General features: G+C 69.1%; 21 protein-coding genes. 8 read left to right on the top strand and 13 right to left on the bottom strand.

Annotated elements, in window-relative coordinates:
* Nucleotides 1–42: 42 nt before the first annotated feature.
* Nucleotides 43–564, bottom strand: coding sequence for a hypothetical protein (locus DTQ71_RS23180; protein ID WP_146204857.1), 522 nt, complete (start codon nucleotides 562–564; stop codon nucleotides 43–45).
* Nucleotides 557–1,459: an FAD-dependent thymidylate synthase gene (gene thyX / locus DTQ71_RS12680; RefSeq protein ID WP_109564661.1), complete on the bottom strand. Its 903-nt coding sequence runs from the start codon at nucleotides 1,457–1,459 to the stop codon at nucleotides 557–559. The genes DTQ71_RS23180 and thyX overlap by 8 nt, the downstream gene beginning before the upstream one ends.
* 99 nt (nucleotides 1,460–1,558) lie before the next feature.
* Here thyX and DTQ71_RS12675 point away from each other — a divergent pair, with 99 nt between their 5' ends.
* Together DTQ71_RS12675 and DTQ71_RS12670 are read left to right on the top strand one after the other, a co-directional pair.
* The gene (locus tag DTQ71_RS12675; RefSeq protein WP_109564660.1) at nucleotides 1,559–1,993 is read left to right on the top strand and encodes a VOC family protein; all 435 of its coding nucleotides are present in this window, start codon (nucleotides 1,559–1,561) and stop codon (nucleotides 1,991–1,993) included.
* A gap of 66 nt (nucleotides 1,994–2,059) precedes the next feature.
* A complete protein-coding gene (locus DTQ71_RS12670; protein WP_146204856.1) occupies nucleotides 2,060–2,470 on the top strand; it encodes a hypothetical protein in 411 nt (136 codons plus the stop codon).
* A 3-nt stretch (nucleotides 2,471–2,473) separates the two neighbouring features.
* Here the strand turns inward: DTQ71_RS12670 and DTQ71_RS12665 are convergent, their stop codons facing one another.
* The 4 genes from DTQ71_RS12665 to ubiA form a co-directional block, all read right to left on the bottom strand.
* Complete coding sequence (locus tag DTQ71_RS12665; RefSeq protein ID WP_109564658.1) at nucleotides 2,474–2,833, bottom strand: Mth938-like domain-containing protein; 360 nt, start codon at nucleotides 2,831–2,833, stop codon at nucleotides 2,474–2,476.
* Between the two features lie 328 nt (nucleotides 2,834–3,161).
* Nucleotides 3,162–3,485, bottom strand: a complete 324-nt coding sequence (locus tag DTQ71_RS12660; RefSeq protein WP_109564657.1) for a hypothetical protein — start codon at nucleotides 3,483–3,485, stop codon at nucleotides 3,162–3,164.
* Nucleotides 3,482–5,434, bottom strand: coding sequence for an OmpA family protein (locus DTQ71_RS12655; protein WP_146204855.1), 1,953 nt, complete (start codon nucleotides 5,432–5,434; stop codon nucleotides 3,482–3,484). Before DTQ71_RS12655 ends, DTQ71_RS12660 begins: the two co-directional genes overlap by 4 nt.
* A gap of 54 nt (nucleotides 5,435–5,488) precedes the next feature.
* On the bottom strand, nucleotides 5,489–6,430 hold the full coding sequence (gene ubiA / locus DTQ71_RS12650; RefSeq protein ID WP_109564655.1) for a 4-hydroxybenzoate octaprenyltransferase: 942 nt from the start codon (nucleotides 6,428–6,430) through the stop codon (nucleotides 5,489–5,491).
* Nucleotides 6,431–6,444: 14 nt separating this feature from the next.
* Here ubiA and DTQ71_RS12645 point away from each other — a divergent pair, with 14 nt between their 5' ends.
* From DTQ71_RS12645 to DTQ71_RS12625, 5 genes are all read left to right on the top strand, one after another.
* Nucleotides 6,445–7,182, top strand: coding sequence for a 16S rRNA (uracil(1498)-N(3))-methyltransferase (locus DTQ71_RS12645; RefSeq protein WP_109564654.1), 738 nt, complete (start codon nucleotides 6,445–6,447; stop codon nucleotides 7,180–7,182).
* Entirely contained in the window at nucleotides 7,179–7,958 is a 780-nt protein-coding gene (locus DTQ71_RS12640; protein ID WP_109564653.1) for a hypothetical protein, read from the top strand. The genes DTQ71_RS12645 and DTQ71_RS12640 overlap by 4 nt, the downstream gene beginning before the upstream one ends.
* 112 nt (nucleotides 7,959–8,070) lie before the next feature.
* Nucleotides 8,071–8,583 (top strand): hypothetical protein, encoded by a 513-nt coding sequence (locus tag DTQ71_RS12635; protein WP_109564652.1) that lies wholly within the window; start codon nucleotides 8,071–8,073, stop codon nucleotides 8,581–8,583.
* Nucleotides 8,584–8,630: 47 nt separating this feature from the next.
* On the top strand, nucleotides 8,631–10,001 hold the full coding sequence (locus tag DTQ71_RS12630; RefSeq protein WP_109564651.1) for a glutamate--cysteine ligase: 1,371 nt from the start codon (nucleotides 8,631–8,633) through the stop codon (nucleotides 9,999–10,001).
* A 79-nt stretch (nucleotides 10,002–10,080) separates the two neighbouring features.
* Nucleotides 10,081–10,887 (top strand): methyltransferase domain-containing protein, encoded by an 807-nt coding sequence (locus tag DTQ71_RS12625; RefSeq protein WP_109564650.1) that lies wholly within the window; start codon nucleotides 10,081–10,083, stop codon nucleotides 10,885–10,887.
* On the opposite strand, the gene DTQ71_RS12620 is transcribed toward DTQ71_RS12625, so the two are convergent.
* The 7 genes from DTQ71_RS12620 to DTQ71_RS12590 all read right to left on the bottom strand — a co-directional run bounded on the left by DTQ71_RS12620 (nucleotide 10,847) and on the right by DTQ71_RS12590 (nucleotide 15,678).
* On the bottom strand, nucleotides 10,847–11,167 hold the full coding sequence (locus tag DTQ71_RS12620; RefSeq protein WP_342768127.1) for a hypothetical protein: 321 nt from the start codon (nucleotides 11,165–11,167) through the stop codon (nucleotides 10,847–10,849). The genes DTQ71_RS12625 and DTQ71_RS12620 overlap by 41 nt on opposite strands.
* On the bottom strand, nucleotides 11,164–11,562 hold the full coding sequence (locus DTQ71_RS12615; RefSeq protein WP_109564649.1) for a DUF805 domain-containing protein: 399 nt from the start codon (nucleotides 11,560–11,562) through the stop codon (nucleotides 11,164–11,166). Before DTQ71_RS12615 ends, DTQ71_RS12620 begins: the two co-directional genes overlap by 4 nt.
* Nucleotides 11,559–12,161, bottom strand: coding sequence for a glycerol-3-phosphate 1-O-acyltransferase PlsY (gene plsY, locus DTQ71_RS12610; protein WP_109564648.1), 603 nt, complete (start codon nucleotides 12,159–12,161; stop codon nucleotides 11,559–11,561). Before plsY ends, DTQ71_RS12615 begins: the two co-directional genes overlap by 4 nt.
* Before the next feature lie 148 nt (nucleotides 12,162–12,309).
* Nucleotides 12,310–13,584, bottom strand: coding sequence for a dihydroorotase (gene pyrC, locus DTQ71_RS12605; RefSeq protein ID WP_109564647.1), 1,275 nt, complete (start codon nucleotides 13,582–13,584; stop codon nucleotides 12,310–12,312).
* A gap of 192 nt (nucleotides 13,585–13,776) precedes the next feature.
* Nucleotides 13,777–14,418, bottom strand: coding sequence for an exopolysaccharide biosynthesis protein (locus DTQ71_RS12600; protein WP_109564646.1), 642 nt, complete (start codon nucleotides 14,416–14,418; stop codon nucleotides 13,777–13,779).
* Between the two features lie 93 nt (nucleotides 14,419–14,511).
* Nucleotides 14,512–14,949, bottom strand: coding sequence for a DUF1993 family protein (locus DTQ71_RS12595; protein WP_109564645.1), 438 nt, complete (start codon nucleotides 14,947–14,949; stop codon nucleotides 14,512–14,514).
* Between the two features lie 180 nt (nucleotides 14,950–15,129).
* Nucleotides 15,130–15,678 carry a DNA-3-methyladenine glycosylase I gene (locus DTQ71_RS12590; RefSeq protein ID WP_109564644.1) on the bottom strand — a complete coding sequence of 183 codons (549 nt, stop codon included), beginning with the start codon at nucleotides 15,676–15,678 and terminating at the stop codon, nucleotides 15,130–15,132.
* 74 nt (nucleotides 15,679–15,752) lie between these two features.
* Between DTQ71_RS12590 and DTQ71_RS12585 the strand changes: the two genes are divergently transcribed.
* Entirely contained in the window at nucleotides 15,753–16,310 is a 558-nt protein-coding gene (locus tag DTQ71_RS12585) for a type 1 glutamine amidotransferase domain-containing protein (protein ID WP_109564643.1), read from the top strand.
* The last annotated feature ends 53 nt before the right edge of the window (nucleotides 16,311–16,363 follow it).

Genomic DNA, 16,363 nt, shown 5'->3' with positions numbered 1-16,363 from the left:
ACCGGTCGACCAGAGTCGATAGGCGGTTTCGGTGTCTTGTCTTCAGTTGCCATGTCGCGCCTCTGCCCAAAGTAGCATCCAAGGAAAAAGCTGAACCCAACCTAAAGCAAGCGCAAGTGTCAAGTTTACTCTCGCGGATGAGATCACTGCTTCATTGTTTTCGAAGTGCTTGTCCATTTCAGAGAGGAAGTGTCGAAATGCAATCATTTCCTCAGTTTCACGCTCCGCAAAATGGAGATACGTCTCTGAGGTAAGCGAGAAAACGCAAATACCAACTCTGACCACCACAAGAATAGAAAGCGCCAAAGAGACTGCCAACACCGTCAGTAAAACAACCCCTGACACCGATAGCCCGAGAAAATGAAGCTCTCCATCATCAGCGAAAAGATGTCGTAGGCCATCTGACCCAAGAAACGTAGCACCAAAAGTTCCCAGAAATGTTATGAAGGCAATAGCGAGAGAAGCTTGCCCACGTATTGCTCGAAGATCGTCCTTCTGAGATTGAAGCTGATCATATGAACTCGAGTAGGCAAGCCTTAAATACTCCGCTTCTTTCTCAGCCATTAATCACCCCCATAAACTCCCGCCATTCCCCCTTCGACATCCCCGAGCTCTCCTGGGTCACCTCCTCCCCGGCGAGCATCCGGCGCAGGCACTCCACCCCTCGGGCGGACAACGAAACCCCGCCCAGCCGGTAGTCCTCGAAGGCCGCGTAGGCGAAGGGCACCCAGTCCTTGACCACGGCGCAGATCGCCTCGGCATAGACCCGGATCTCCATCTGGGCGTGGGCGTCCGCGCGCAGCCGCAGGAAGTGGAACAGGTTGTGCAGGTCCACCTTCCAATACCATTGCGTGTAGATGTTGGCGGGCAGGTTCATCCGCGCCAGCTCCCGCGCGAGGCCCTGCTGGCCGTCCTGGGAGATCATCGCCTCGTAATGGTCGTAGGCGCGCGTGGCGTCGTCGCGGAGCCAGTCGAGCACCCGCGCCGCCTCCTCCCCCGAAAGCGCCGCGCCCCGCCCCTGGTTGTTCACCGTGGACTGCGCGGCGAGGTCGTCGGCGGCGGGGATGTAGAACTCCCGATCCAGGATCGAATAGCGGGCGGAGTATTCGTTCACATTGGCGGTGCGGTGCCGGATCCACTGGCGCGCGACGAAGACCGGCAACTTCACATGCAGCTTGATCTCGCACATCTCGAAAGGGGTCGAGTGCCAGTGCCGCATCAGGTAGCGGATCAGCCCCTCGTCGTTGGAGACGGCCTTGGTGCCCCGCCCGTAGCTGACCCGCGCGGCCTGGGTGATCGCGGAATCGTCGCCCATGTAGTCGATGACGCGGATAAACCCGTGATCCAGAACGGGATAGGCGGTGTAGAGATGCGTCTCCATGCCGGGCGCGGTGGCGCGGCGGGTCTGGTGGCTCTGGGCACGGGCGGCTTCGATCTCGGCCTTCTGCTCGGGGGTCATGGCGGCTCCTGATGATTCCCGCACATATGTATCGCAGCCGAGGGGATTGTTCATGGGGCGCCCGGCGCTAGGGTGCGCGCCAAGACAGAGGAGACGCAAATGCCCATCACCTACCTGCACACCATGGTCCGCGTGAAAGACCTCGACGCCAGCCTGGCCTTCTACAAGCTGCTGGGCTTGGTGGAGCGCCGCCGCTCGGAGAACGAGAAGGGACGGTTCACGCTGGTCTTCCTCTGCCCGCCCGAGCAGGCCGACGGGCATGCGGATGTGGAACTGACCTACAACTGGGATGGCGACGAGGGCCTGCCCTCCGACAGCCGCCATTTCGGGCATCTGGCCTACACGGTCGACGATATCTACGAGACCTGCCAGATGCTGATGGACAACGGCGTGACCATCAACCGGCCGCCGCGCGACGGGCGCATGGCGTTTGTCCGCTCGCCCGACAACGTCTCGATCGAGCTGTTGCAGAAGGGCGAGGCGAAGCCGCCGCAGGAGCCCTGGGCCTCGATGGAGAATACCGGCCACTGGTGAGGCGCGCGCCCCAATCTCGCCATGGGTGATTGGTAGCCTCAAAGGAACCATTCGGGGGAGTTTGGGATGTCCGATCGCAGGTGGAGCGTGGCCCTGACCGTGACAGCCGGTACGCTGGCTGTCGCGGGGGCCGTATGGCTTTGGCCGCCGGCAGCGCAGGCGCCGGCGGACAGCGCGTCGGAGGTTATGCGTCTGCATGGCGGGGCGCGCGACGTGCCCCATGGCGCCGAAGCGTTCGACACGCGCGCCGCCGATGTCCCGCCGATGCCCGGGTTCGCCCGGGCCCTCGCCACCGATCTCGATGCCCATAGCCCCGAAGAGCTTGCGGGCCGGATCGACGATCTGCGGATCGTGGTCGATCTGGCCTATGCAGATCTGCGGCGCGCGGGGCTGCTGGCCCCCGGCTACGACACCGAGGCACTGGAGGGCAGCACGGTTCGGATCGGTCCCGATCCCGAGGGGCTGACCGACGGCTGAGCCTCAGCCGCCCACGGGCAGAACGGCGGCGGCGACGCGTCGCCCCTCCCCCACCAGCACGTTATAGGTGCGGCAAGCGGCGGGGGTGTTCATCGATTCCAGGCCGAGCCCGGCGGCCTCCACGGCGGCGCGCAGATCGGCGGGCGCATGCGCGATCTCGGACCCGGTGCCCACCAGGATCACATCGACCTCATCGGCGAGTGCCACAAGCGCCGCCGCGTCCGACAGGCCGCCCCAGGGCGCCAAACCCTTGGCATGCAGCAGGATCGGACCTTCCGCCACCTCTCCGCCGACGCGGAAAAAGCCGGGTCCATAGCCATCGAAGGGGCGGGCGTCGTCAAAGCTCACTTCGATCAGGTTCATGTCTAAGCCCTCATCTGGATCGGGCGCGGCCTGCGCCGGGGACGTTGCCGCGGAGATAGGACGGTTCTCGACCGAGACCAAGGCGGTCCCCCGGGGCGCGGGCAGCGCTGTCGCGACTAAAGATCGAATTCAGCGACTTGTGTCGCCCTCGGAAACGGAATTCGAGGCCGGTGCCAGGGGGGGGAACGCACTCTCTCCTGACAGCTCCGAAGCCACGCAGCAGGTCCACGCGCGCAGGGAGAAAAAAGCCGTGCATTACGCGGGTAGGATGCCCCATGGCCGACGTGCTGGCAACTCGGACAGCGTCTGAGCGCGCCCGCCGCCGGGGTCAGGCGTTCAACGTCTCGATATAGGCGCGCAACTCGCCCGCCTCCTGGCGGGCTTCACGCAGACCATCCATCGCCGCCTGCAACTCCGCGTCCTTCTGCTGGATCGCGGCCTGAAGCTCCTGCTCGCGGTATTGCAGATAGGTGATGGCCTCATCGCGCTGCTCTTCGGCAGTGTGGAGCGACTGGGCCATCGTCTCCAACTCCTCCATGTCGGAATGGGTCACGCGGCTGAAGCGGCTGACCACCCAGGCGGCGAACCAGCCGAGGGCGAAGGCCAGGAACAGGATCACCGCGATAGCGACGACGAATTCGGTGCGGTTCACTCGCCGCCCTCCTCTGTATCTGGGGCCGACGCATCCGAGCCGGGCGGCGCGGCGTCGCCGCGTCGGGCTGCGGCCGCGGCCGCGTCGGCCGCCGCATCGGCGGCGGCCGCCTCCGCCTCCAGCGTGGCGCGGTCGCGGCGGCCGATCAGGGTGAAGGTGATGCGCCGGTTCGCCTCGCGCCCCTCTTCGGTTTCGTTGGAGGCGATCGGCTCGGTCTCGCCATAGCCCTTGGCGACCAGCTGTCCCGGCGGGATGCCGCGGGCGATCAGAGCCTCTCGCACGGCCTGGGCGCGGTCCTGCGACAGCTCCAGGTTCATCACCTCGCGGCCCTGGCTGTCCGTGTGGCCGCCGATCTCGAAGGAGGCGCGTTTGCAGTCGCGCAGCTTGTCGGCCAGCACGGCGAGCTGTCCGTCGCCGGTCCCGTCCAACTCGCCCGCGCCGGGGGCGAAGGTCAGCTTCTGCGTGACCAGGATCTCGTTGAGCTGGGTCTCACATTCCTCGGGCGTCGGGATGTTGAGCGTCGGGTCCAGCTCTTCCATGTATTCGACTTCGATCTCGTAGCTGGCCTCGGGACCCAGCCGCTCGGACAGCAGGCGGCTGATCTCCGCATCGGCACGGGAATTGCCGGTCACGCCGCGCACGGAGACGAGATCGGGCCGCACCGTCACGGCGCCCTGCTCCAACTCGCTCAACACATCGATGGCCGAGAGCACGCGGGCGGGCCAGCCTTCGGGCACGGTCTCGTCCTCGCGGGTCGCGATATAGGTCTCGGAAGTGCCGAACTTGGCGCGCCCATAGGCCAGCACGGCCTGCTCCTGCGCTTCGTCGAAGAGTCGGCCGCGCAGTTGGACTTGGCCTTCGGGGGAGCGGATGGCGAGGAATTCGGGAACGCCCTCGGGCCCGGTCTCTTCCGCGCCCTCGGGCTGCGGGAGGATGGCGGAGAGCACGAAGAGATCGGGCAGCGCCGTGTCGAGCTCGGCCACGACCCGGTCGAACACCGCTTGGTCCGTGCCCTCCGCCGCGACCAGCGTCACATCCGCGTCCGAGAGCGTCACGCTCCCCTCGCCCAGTTCGCCCAGCGCGGCGATGGAGACCGCCGCCGCCTCCCCCCAGGAGGTCGAAGGCACGCCCAGGCCGATCACGCAATCCGCCTTGTCCGCGAACCCGGCCTCCGCGGCGGCCTTTAGGATGCGATCCCGCGCCTCGGACCCGTCCACGGCGCAGGCTTCGAAGCGGGGCGGACGCCCCTCGGGCATCACGAAGCGGAGGGTGAAGGGCGTGATAACGGGGCGCGGCGCCTGGATGTCCAGCACCAGCCTCACGCCCTGGGGCCGCCTGCGCGACAGGTCGCTCTCAAGGCGCAGCCGCTCCGCGTCGCTATCGGCCACGGCGGTGATCGCCACGCGGCCCGGCTCGACCGAAATCTTGGTGCGCGGCAACTGGTCCATCACAGACAGCGCGAAGCGCACGGCGGGCAGCCAATCATCGGGGGTATCGCGGTCGATCTGCTCGACGAGGTCGGTGATCTCCAGGTCTTCCCGGGCCAGCAGCCGGTCCAGCGGCCCGTCCTCCAGCCGCTCGGGCGTGAGCCCGATCAGAGAGACGGACTCCTCGTTGCGCAGGATCTCCAGCGCGAAGCGCGGGGGGGCGGCGGGCGCCCGGGCGACCACGTCCATCGCATCGACCAGACGGGAGGGCGCAACGACGTCGCCAGCCTCGGTCATGGCGCGGAATCGCGCGCGCTCATCCGGGGCGCGCCCGGCCAGGATCAGCTGCAGGCCATCGGTCTGGACATCGACCCAGTTCAGTCCCGCAACGCCCATGCGGGCGGTGACGGCGGCGCGCGATGTCCGCTCGATATAGCCCGCCGCGGTCCATGCCACGGCAGTGGCGCCACCCGCAGCGAGGGACAGGACGACAAGTGTCGCAATAGTTCTGGCTCGGCTCATGGGATCCCGGGTGGTCAGACCCTGCGTCTTACATCCCCTCCGGAGGGGGCACAATCAGAGGAGGGCGGCGAGAGCGAAAAACGGCAGGAGCAACAGACCGGCATCCCGGTTCGAGCGGAAAAGCGCCAGGCAGGTCGCCGGGTCGGAACTGTCGAGCCGGACCAGTTGCCAGGTCAGGTGCCATCCCATCGCCCAGGCTCCCAGCATCGCGGCCACGGCCGGGACAGGCGGCAACGCCACCAGAGCCGCTGCCGAGATCAGCACCACCGTCGCCATCAGGAAGCCTTGCAGCCAGGGCTTGGGCCGGTCGCCAAAGCGGCGGGCGGTGGATTTCACCCCGATCAGCGCGTCGTCCTCCACGTCCTGATAGGCGTAGATGGTGTCGTAGAAGAGCGTCCACGCGATGCCGCCCAGATAGAGCAGCACGGGCGCGAGGCCGAGCGAGCCGGTGAAGGCAGCCCAGGCCAGCAATGCGCCCCAGTTGAAGGCGAGGCCCAAAAAGACCTGCGGCCACCAGGTGAAGCGCTTGGCGAACGGGTAGACCGCCACCGGCAGCAGCGCCAAGACGCCCAGCGCGATGGCGGCCGGGTGGAAGGTCAGCAGGATGCCGAAGGACAGCAGCGACTGGACGCACATCCAGATCAGCGCGCCCCGCGTCGTCACCTGCCCCGAAGGGATCGGCCGCGACCGGGTGCGCGCGACCGCGCCGTCGAACTCCCGGTCGGTCACATCGTTCCAGGTGCAGCCCGCCCCGCGCATCAAGAACGCGCCGATAGCGCAGCCCAGCGCGATCCAGATCGCCCGCGCGTCCCATCCCGTCGCCGCGACGGCCAGCGCCAGCCCCCACCAGCAGGGGATCAGCAGCAGCCAAGTCCCGATGGGCCGGTCGGCGCGGCTGAGACGCAGAAAGGGTCGGGTCGGGGCCGGGGCCAGACGGTCGACCCAGTTACCCTTGACCGCGTCGGCGACTTGGCCTTGATCGGAGGCGTGTGACATGGGCGGGGGCTCTCTTGGACAGCAAAGTCAGGCTCCATGTAGGCCAGCCGGTAGGCGCGGGGCAATCGGTCGACCTGCCGCGGGAGCAGGCGCACTACCTCGGCAACGTCATGCGGCTGGCGCCCAGCGACACGCTCACCGTGTTCGACGGGGTCGACGGGGCGTGGCGCGCGCGGATCGAGGCCCTGGGCAAGCGGGGCGGAACGGTGACCTGCGAGGAGCAGGTCGCGCCGCAGCGCGACCCGCCGGACCTGTGGCTCTGCTTCGCCCCGATCAAAAAGGCCCGGACCGACTTCATCGTCGAGAAGGCGACAGAGTTGGGCGCGGCCCGCATCCTCCCGGTCTCGACCCGCTTCACCAATTCCGAGCGCGTCCGCCAGGACCGGCTCCAGGCCCATGCCGTCGAGGCGGCCGAGCAATGCGGCGGCACCTTCGTGCCAGAAGTCGCGGCGCTCGTCCCGCTCGACCGGCTGCTGGCCGACTGGCCCGCGGGGCGTGCCCTGATCTTCTGCGACGAGACGCTGTCCGACGACCCGCTCTGGTCCGAGTCGGGCGAGGCGGGCCCCTGGCCGCCCGCCCCCGCCGCGATCCTGATCGGGCCCGAAGGCGGCTTCGCCCCCGAGGAGCGCGCCCGCCTGCGCGCCCTGCCCTTCGCCACCCCCGTCGCGCTGGGCCCGCGCATCCTGCGCGCGGATACGGCGGCGGTGGCGGCGCTGACGCTCTGGCAGGCGGCGCGCGGCGACTGGCGGTGACCGCGCCCCGGCTGCATGTGCTGACCGCCCTGAACGCGCCCGACACGGTGATCCTGCGGCGCGGCCCCTCGCGCCAGATCGCCACCTATGGCTGGAACCGGGAGACAGGCGTGCTGACCGAGGGCCAGCGCATGGCCGGTCGCATCTTCCCCTTCCGGTCGGACCTCGCTCCGGACGGCCTCCACTGGGTCTACCACGCCGATACCGGGCGCGGCGGATACCGGACCGTGATCGCTCGGACGCCCTGGCTGCGCGCGGAGGCGCAGATCGAATACGCGGATGGCTGGGGTGGCGGCGGAGCTTTCACCGCGACCGGGGCAATCTGGCTCTCCGGCGCCGATCTGCCGCATGGTACGCCCCTGCGGCCGGCGGCGCCGGACGCCTTCCCCGGCTCGACCGATGGATTTCACATGGGCGACACGCATGCGACGCGTCTGCGCCTGCGCGGCTGGCAGCACGAGAGCAGCACCGGCTATGACGCCCGGCTGTCGCGCGCGCTTCCCGGTGGATGGACCTTGCTGCAAGGGTTTGGCCGAAGCCTGCCGCTTTCGGCCAGCTACGTCCTGCGCGCGCCCGACGGGACGGAGCGGCGGATGCCCTGGAGCTGGGCCGATCTCTGGGGCGAGACGCTCCAGGTCGCCAGCGCGGGACGGATCGCCCGGCTGATCGACCCGGAGAGCGGCGCGACCGAGATCCTGCACGACCTGACCGGCCCGGTCTTCGCCCCGCGTCCGGCCCCTATCCCGCGTCCGGGCCCCGCCCCAGATCGGCGATGAGGCATCGCCGCCGCACCGATCGCCGGCAACCCCGCTCCGGGGGCGAGCTTGCGCTTGGGTTCCGCCCCTCGGGCGCCTATGATTCGAGCCTGTTAGACGGAGGTGTCCGGCCATGATCCGCCCCGAAGCCGCCGCCCTGCTGATCCGCTGGCGCGAGGCCGCCTTTGGCGTCGCCGCCGCCGGTCTCGGGCTCTATCTTCTCGTCACGTCCGGCGGTTTGCTGTTTCTCTTCGGTCTGGCCCTCGCTGGGCTCGGCACCGTCCTCGCCTTTTCCGGCCTGCGCCATGCCCGCTTCCACAGCGGCGAAGACGATGCCCCCGGCCTGGTGGAGGTCGACGAGGCCCGCATCACCTATCTCGGCCCCGTCATGGGCGGTTCCGTCGCGCTGGACGACCTGACGGCGGTCACGTTCCGCCGCACCGGCACGGGCGAAGCGTTCTGGCGGCTCGTCTCGCCCGAAGCCACGCTCTACATTCCCGAAGCGGCGCGCGGGGCCGAGCAATTGCTGGATGCGCTGGCGCCCCTGCCCGGATTCGACAGCGGCGCAATGGTGCGCGCCGTGCGATCGCGCACAGCCGTCACGATCACAGTATGGAGCCGACCGGGCCACGCCGCCTTGACTTGACGCGCGACGATGCCAAGACGTGCCCCGCGCAAGTCAGGAGGCCGCCCATGTCCATTCCCCAGTCCGGCGGCGGCCCGATCACGGATGCCGCTCAGTTGCCCGCCTACATGGAGGCCGGCTGCAAGCCCAAGGACGACTGGCGCATCGGAACCGAGCACGAGAAGTTCGGCTATTGCGAGGACAGCCTGCGCCCCCTGCCCTATGAGGGGGAGCGGTCGATCCATGCCGTCCTGAGCGCCCTGCGCGACACCTATCAATGGGCCCCGGTCGAGGAAGACGGCAAGCTGATCGGCCTGGAGAAGGACGGCGCAAATATCTCGCTTGAGCCCGGCGGCGCGCTGGAGCTGTCCGGCGCCGCCGTCCGCACGATCCACCAGACCTGCGACGAGGTGAACGAGCATCTGCGCCAGGTGAAATCGGTGGCCGACCATGTCGGCGTGCGCTTCATCGGCCTCGGCGCGGCCCCGATCTGGCGGCACGAGGACATGCCGCTGATGCCCAAGGGGCGCTACAAGCTGATGGATGCCTACATGGACAAGGTGGGCACCATGGGGAAGGTGATGATGCGCCGGACCTGCACGGTGCAGGTCAATCTCGACTTCGCCTCCGAGGCGGACATGGTGAAGAAACTGCGCGTGGCCCTGGCCTTGCAGCCAGTCGCCACCGCCCTCTTCGCCAACTCGCCCTTCTTCGAGGGCAAGCCCAACGGCCACAAATCCTGGCGCTCCCGCGTCTGGCGCGACCTCGACCCGGACCGCACCGGGATCCCGGCCTTCGTCTTCGAGGACGGCATGGGATTCGAGCGCTGGGCCGACTACGCGCTCGATGTGCCGATGTATTTCGTCTACCGCGACGGCAAGTATATCGACGCGCTGGGCATGTCCTTCCGCGACTTCATGCGCGGCGAGCTGCCCGCCCTGCCGGGCGAGGTGCCGACCCTTTCGGATTGGGCCGACCACCTGACGACCCTCTTCCCCGAGGCGCGGATCAAGAAATACATGGAGATGCGTGGCGCCGATGGCGGACCGTGGCGCAGGCTCTGCGCCCTGCCCGCCTTCTGGGTCGGGCTGATGTATGACCAGGGATCGCTCGATGCCGCCTGGGATCTCTGCAAGGATTGGGACCAGGAGACGCGGGAGGCGCTGCGCGTGGCCGCCTCCGTCGATGGGCTTCAGGCCGAGACCCATGGCGTGCGGATGCACGACCTCGCCCGCGCCTGCGTCGACATCGCGGAGGCAGGGCTGAAGGCACGCGGGGAGGCCGGTGCCGGCGGGCTGGTCCCAGACGAGACCCATTTCCTGAACACGCTGCGGGAAAGCGTCGAGAGCGGCCAGGTTCCCGCCGACGAGCTTCTCGCCAAGTATCACGGCGCCTGGGAGGGCGATCTGACCCGGATCTACGCAGAGTACAGCTACTAAAAGTTAGGCCGGCCATGGATTGACGTTGCGTCAACAGGGCATCCGTCCGATCCTTTCCAGATCGACGGAGGACCCCGCCATGCCGGATCTATACGCCACCATTGCCGAAACCTCGACCGAAACGCAGGAGATGATCGGCGACGCGCTCACCGTTCGGGCGGAAGAGGCGCAGATGATCGAGATGCGCCGGCGCTACTTCGGCTGGCTCGATCTGCCCGCGGACGGGCGCGGGCTGGAGATCGGGAGCGGCACCGGCCATGTCGCCGCCGACCTGCTTGAGACAACGCCTCTAGGCGAGGTCGTCGGGCTGGACCCGAGCCCCGTGCTCCTGAACCGGGCCCGCGCGCAGTTCGGCGGGCGGGAGGGCTTGGACTTCGTCGCGGGCGACGCGCGGGCCTGCGACCTGCCGGATCGCAGCTTCGACGCGGTGATCTTCCACACCACCCTCTGCCACATCCCAGAGCCCGAGGCGGCGCTGTCCGAGGCCTTCCGCCTGCTACGTCCCAGCGGAACGCTGGCCGTGTTCGACGGAGACTACGCCACGATCACCGCGGCGCGCAGCGCGACGGATCCGGTGCAGACCTGCCTCGACCACGCGGCGACCCAGCTGATCCACGATCCCTGGCTCTGCCGCACGCTGCCGGACCGGCTGCGCGGCGCGGGGTTCGAGATCCTGCGTCAGGATGCCCATCCCTATCTCGCCACCGGGGCGGCGGCCTATTTTCTGACGCTGGTGAGCCGGGGCGCGGCATTCATGGCGGCGGATGGGCTGGTCTCGAAGGCGACCGCCGACGCGCTGGAAGCCGAGGCCCGGGCGCGGGTGGCGGCCGGCGCGTTCTTCGGCTTCATCTCCTTCCTCTCGGTGATCGCGCGCCGTCCCGTGTGACCGGCGGCGGCCCCGGGACGGTGAGGTCCGCCAGGAAATCCGCCACCCTCTGCGCGGGCATCTCGCAGGGCTTCAGCCGGGGCCCCGCCTCCAGCCGATAGAGATTGAGGCTGACATAGCCCGTGCCGTCGAGGCTTCGCGCCACCAGCTTTTCGGAGGCGCCCCCGGCGAAGGTGCTGCGCACCACCAGCCAGTCGCGCCCCTGGCTACGCCCCCGAAACGCGCCCAGCGGCAGCCGGGCCAGCGCCGCCGCCACCGCCTCCGCCCGCGCGGAGGTCACTTTCGCCGCACGCGTGGGATGCGCGTCAGCCGCGGGGTCGCGATGCGTCGGGGGCGCGGGCCGAAGCGGTTCGCGGTCGCCTGCCCCGGCCAAGCGAAGAGCAGGATGAGAAATATCCATCCAACGCCCACCAGCCCCGCCAGCATCCACCACCCGGACCAGCCCACATCGTGCAGCCGCCTCACCGACACCGCCAGCGACGGCACCGCCAACCCGAAGATCCACAGCAGCGCCAGCCACCCGGCCGCCGAGGGGGAGAGCGTCGACATCACCCCGATGAAGATCAACAGAAGCAGAAGGAAAAGCTGCCACCACCAATATTCCGCCGGACCGGCACGCCCCCGGAACGTCGCGAATTTCCGAAAGCAGGAGACGACGGCCAACTCGAAGCTCATTTGGAGCCGATCCGCGGCTCCTGTCCGGTGCGGATGCGCCGGATGTTCGGCGCATGGCGCCAGAAGATCAGAACGGCGAGCGCCGCGGCGAAAATCCAGGCCTCGGGCCGCAGCCAGAGCGCCCAGAGCGGCGCGGCCGCCGCCGCGATGAGCGCGGCCAGCGACGAGATCCGGAAGGCCGCCGCCGCGGCGAGCCAGGTCAGGCAAGCCGCCGCGCCCAACGGCACGGACAGCGCGATCAGCGTCCCGAGGAAAGTCGCCACCCCTTTGCCGCCCTTGAACCCGAGATAGACCGGGAAACAATGGCCGAGGAACGCGAATACCCCCGCCACCTGCGCGGCGTCCTCCCCCAGCAGCGCCCGCGCGATCAGCACCGCCGCGCCGCCCTTCCCCGCATCTCCGACCAGCGTCAGGAAAGCCGCGGGCTTCGACCCGGTCCGCAACACATTGGTCGCGCCGATATTCCCCGACCCGATCTTGCGCAGATCTCCCAGCCCGAAGGCCCGCGCCATCACGATGCCGAACGGAACCGAGCCCAGCAGATAGGCCAGGGCCGCCACCAGGATCAGGACGAAAGGGCCCGAGGTCAGGTCTGGCATGATCGCTCCACGAAAATTTGCGTCCACCGCTAGGCAGGCCCGAATGGCCGGTCAAGCTTCGGATCGGGGTCTGGCCCCGCCGGTCTTCTTCCCTGTCCAAATATCCCCGCCGGAGGCGCATTTTTCAGCCAGGCGATCCCATCGGGATCTAGGTGCCCAGCCGCGCCGCCTCCCGGTCGAACACGCGCCGGCCGCCGACCCAGGTGCCGATCACCCGCCCCTCCATCCGCGCGCCGTCGAAGGGGGTGTTCTTGGACTTCGACTCGAGCGTCCAACGATCCAGCACGAACGGCGCGTCCGGATCGAACAGCACCAGATCGGCGGGCGCGCCCTCGGCGAGCGTTCCGCCCTCCAGGCCCAGCCGCCGCGCAGGGTTGAGGCTCAGCGCGCGCCAGAGCATCGGCAGTGTGAGATGCCCCGCATGAACCAGGCGCATCGCGGCGGGCAGCAGGGTTTGCAGCCCCACGGCGCCGGGCGCCGCGACCTCGAAGGGGAGACGCTTGGATTCCTCGTCCTGCGGCGTATGGAAGGAGCCGATGACGTCGATGGCCCCCTCGGCCAGCGCCGCGACGATGGACAGCCGGTCCTCCTCGGTGCGCAGCGGCGGGGTCAGCTTGAAGAAGGTGCGGTAGTCGGCCACGTCCAGCACGTTCAGCGTCAGATGGTGGATCGACGTCCCCGCCGTCACGTCCAGCCCCGCCGCCCGGGCCCGCGCCAGCGCCGGCAGCGCTGCGGCCGTGGTGATCTGGTCGGCATGCCAGCGTGCGCCGGTCGCTTCGACCAAGGCCAAGTCCCGCTCCAGCCCCATCCGCTCCGCCAGCGGCGAGACGCCCGGCAGGCCGCGCAGCGACGCGAACTTGCCCGAGGTGATGCAAGCCCCCGCCGACAGGCCGGGATCCTGCGGATGGCCCACGACCAGCGCCCCGAGCGAGCGCGCATAGGTCAGGCAGCGGGACAGGACCTTGGTGTCCCGCGTCACCCGGACCCCGTCGGTAAAAGCGACGGCCCCGGCATCGCGCAGGAAGCCGATCTCGGCCATCTCCTTGCCGGCGCGTCCTCGCGTCAGCGCGGCCTGATGGAACACGCGCACGAGGCTTTCGGCGGCGTGGGAGCGGGCTTGCTCAAGGCTTTCAGGCGCATCGATCGGGGGCCGCGTGTCGGGCCGGCAGACCATCGTCGTCACGCCGCCCGCCGCCGCCGCCCGCCCGGCGGTTCGGAAGCTCTCCTTGTGGCGCTCGCCCGGCTCTCCGACCTTGACGCCCCAATCCACGATCCCCGGCGCAAGGCAGCGGCCGCGGCAATCGATCACCTGCTCCGCCGGGCCGGGCGGGGAAATCACGCCATCGGCCACGCGCAGGTCGCCGCGGGTCTCGGTGCCGGAAACGGGGTCGATCAGGCGGGCATCGGTGAAGAGCAGGCTCATGCGCTCCGGACTAGCCCCGGGACCGCGTCAGAGCAACGGGCCAAACGTCAACGGCGCATATCCCGGCCGCCGCGCCCGGAAGACGCATTCCCCGGCCGCGCCGTTCCGCCTATCGGGCTTCCCCAGCCGGATAGAAGCGGCGGCCTCCCCGCGCAGCGCAACATGATCGGCGGAAGGTCCGGCGCGGCCCGCTCAGATCAAAAGTCCGACGGCGCCCGAGCCGATGCCGAAGATCAGCAGCCCGACCATCGCGGCCATCGCGAGACCGAGCACGACCAGCAGCCCGTCGTCGAGGATCAGGCCCACCGTCATCAGGACGACAGCCGCGCCGCCCGTCGTGGCCGACATCGGCACGAACTCCAGGAACGGCATGCCGAGCCCGACCAGAAAGGTCGAAAGGCCCGGCAGATGGCCGAGCGGCCAGCGCATCAGCAGGGTCAGGCGCGGACGACTTCGCCGCTCGATCCAGGCCAGAGGCGGCGACAGCCGATCCCGCGTCCAGGCGAGGGCACTGCGCGGCACCCGTATCCGGTAGAACCATCCCGGCAGCCACAGCTGCCGGACGCCCGCCATGATCTGAAGCGCGACGAACGCGATCGTCAGGCCGGTCAGCGTCGCCATGCCGAGCAGGGCCGAAGCCGGAGAAACCGCAATCAGCGCCGGGATCAGTAGCACGCCCGCGGGCCCCGCCGGGCCCATCGACTTGGCGACATCGCCCAGAGCCACCCGCTCCCCCTCGCCGGCGGCGGCCATCGACTCGAGCAGGGTCACGAGGCCGACCGGCGGCACACCGGTGCGGCGGGGTGCGGCGCCCTCCTGCGGCTGTCGGTCCATCTTCGTCTCCAACGGCGGCTTGCGGCAGCGCAGATGTAGGGGGCTATTCCTAAAGGAGAATGACCCCCGCGGCACAATCCAGGCCGTCGCGCCTCAGCGCCCGCCGCCGGGCCTCGCGCGGTAGACGTGGAAGCCGTCGAAATCCGCCTTGCCGACTGCCATGCCCGCATACCGCAGCCCGGCATAGGCCATTGACAGGTGAAACAGCATGTTCGGCAAGGCAAAGCAGGTGACATAGCCCGCGACGCCCTGCTCCAGATCCGCCTCGCCCGCGCGGTGGGTCACGGTGGCGGCCATGTCCTTGACCCGGATCGGGTCGATCGCCTCCTGCACCTCATCCGGGAAGGCCATCAGGTCGTCCAGGCTCGGCGCCTCCGGCGCGTCAGGCACTGCCAGGCCCGCTTGGGGCATCAGCGCACGCGCCGCGAAGCGAATCGCGACGGCGAACTGAAAGGCGGTGTCGAACATGTCGGGGGCCAGACGCACCGCCAGCAGCCGGTCGGGATCCGGCTCGCGTCCGACGCGCTCCAACAGGCGGCCAGCCCGGCCGAGATATTATTTCACCGTATCTGGCATGGAGGCGGCGAAAGCCTCCGGGTCCGGTCCGTCCGTCATGGCGGGCCTCCCTGCTGCTACGCAGGTCATGGCTATGCCCGGGGGCGGAGACTGGACAGCCCTTTATGCCCCTGACCCTCGCTCCCCTGGCTCTGCTCAGGCAAGCGGAGCGTGCCGGGGACAGGTGACGACATGGTCGTTCACCATCCCAGTCGCCTGCATCCAGGCATAGACCGTGGTCGGTCCGCAGAACCGGAAGCCCCGCCGCTTCAGCTCCTTGGAGATGCGGCGGGAGAGATCCGTCTGCCCCGGGACCTCCGAGAGATCCGCCCGGACGGGCTGAAGCGGGACGCCATCGACGAACGCCCAGGCCCAGGCGCCGAAATCCTCCATTTCGAGATAGGCGCGGGCATTGCCGATCACCGCCTCGATCTTGCCCCGGTGGCGCACGATGCCCGGATCGGCCACCAGGCGCGCGACCTCCGCCTCGCCCCAGGCGGCGATCACCTCGGGCGCGAAATCGGCGAAGGCCGCGCGGAACCCCTCGCGCTTGCGCAGGATGGTGATCCAGGAGAGGCCCGCCTGGAATCCCTCCAGCTGCAGCGCCTCCCACATCGCGCGGCCATCCCGCTGGGGAACGCCCCATTCCGTGTCGTGATATCCGATATAGAGCGGATCCTCGCTCACCCAGCCGCAGCGCTGCATCCCCGCCTCCCCCGGAACTCCGCCGCCAACCTGCCCGTTGGGCGTGCAAATCGCAAATGAACAGGAGGCCCGACATGCCTGCCATCACCGACGCCAAGATCCTGATCCTCGCCACCCATGGCTTCGAGCAGTCCGAACTGGAAGTGCCTCTCGACAGCCTGCGCGCGACAGGCGCCACCGTCCATGTCGCCACGCCCGACGGCGCGGCGATCAAGGGATGGGACGGCGACGGCTGGGGCCGCGCGGCCGAGGCCGACCTGAAGCTCTCCGACGTGGACCCCGCCGCCTATGACGCGCTGGTGCTGCCGGGCGGGCAAATCAACCCGGACCTGCTACGGGTCGATGACGACGCGGTCGCGCGGGTCGCCGCGTTCCACGCCGGCGGCAAGCCGGTCGCAGCGATCTGCCACGCGCCCTGGCTGCTGATCGAGGCGGGGCTCGTCTCGGGCCGGGAGGTGACGGCCTATCCGTCCATCCACACCGACCTGCGCAATGCCGGCGCCCGCGTGGTCGACCGCGCCTCGGTCAGCGATGGCGGGCTGATCACCAGCCGCAATCCTGGCGATCTGGAGGCGTTCGTCGCGGCCATTGTCGCCGCGGTGCAAGGGGACGCCGCTGCCCAGGCCGCTTAACCGGGTCTTTACGGACCGCATGCGATGGGTGCCCCCGGACCCGCTGTCCGGGA

The sequence above is a fragment of the Jannaschia seohaensis genome (assembly GCF_900116765.1).
GTDB lineage: Bacteria > Pseudomonadota > Alphaproteobacteria > Rhodobacterales > Rhodobacteraceae > Jannaschia > Jannaschia seohaensis.
This window is presented reverse-complemented; position numbering and strand designations above follow the sequence as displayed.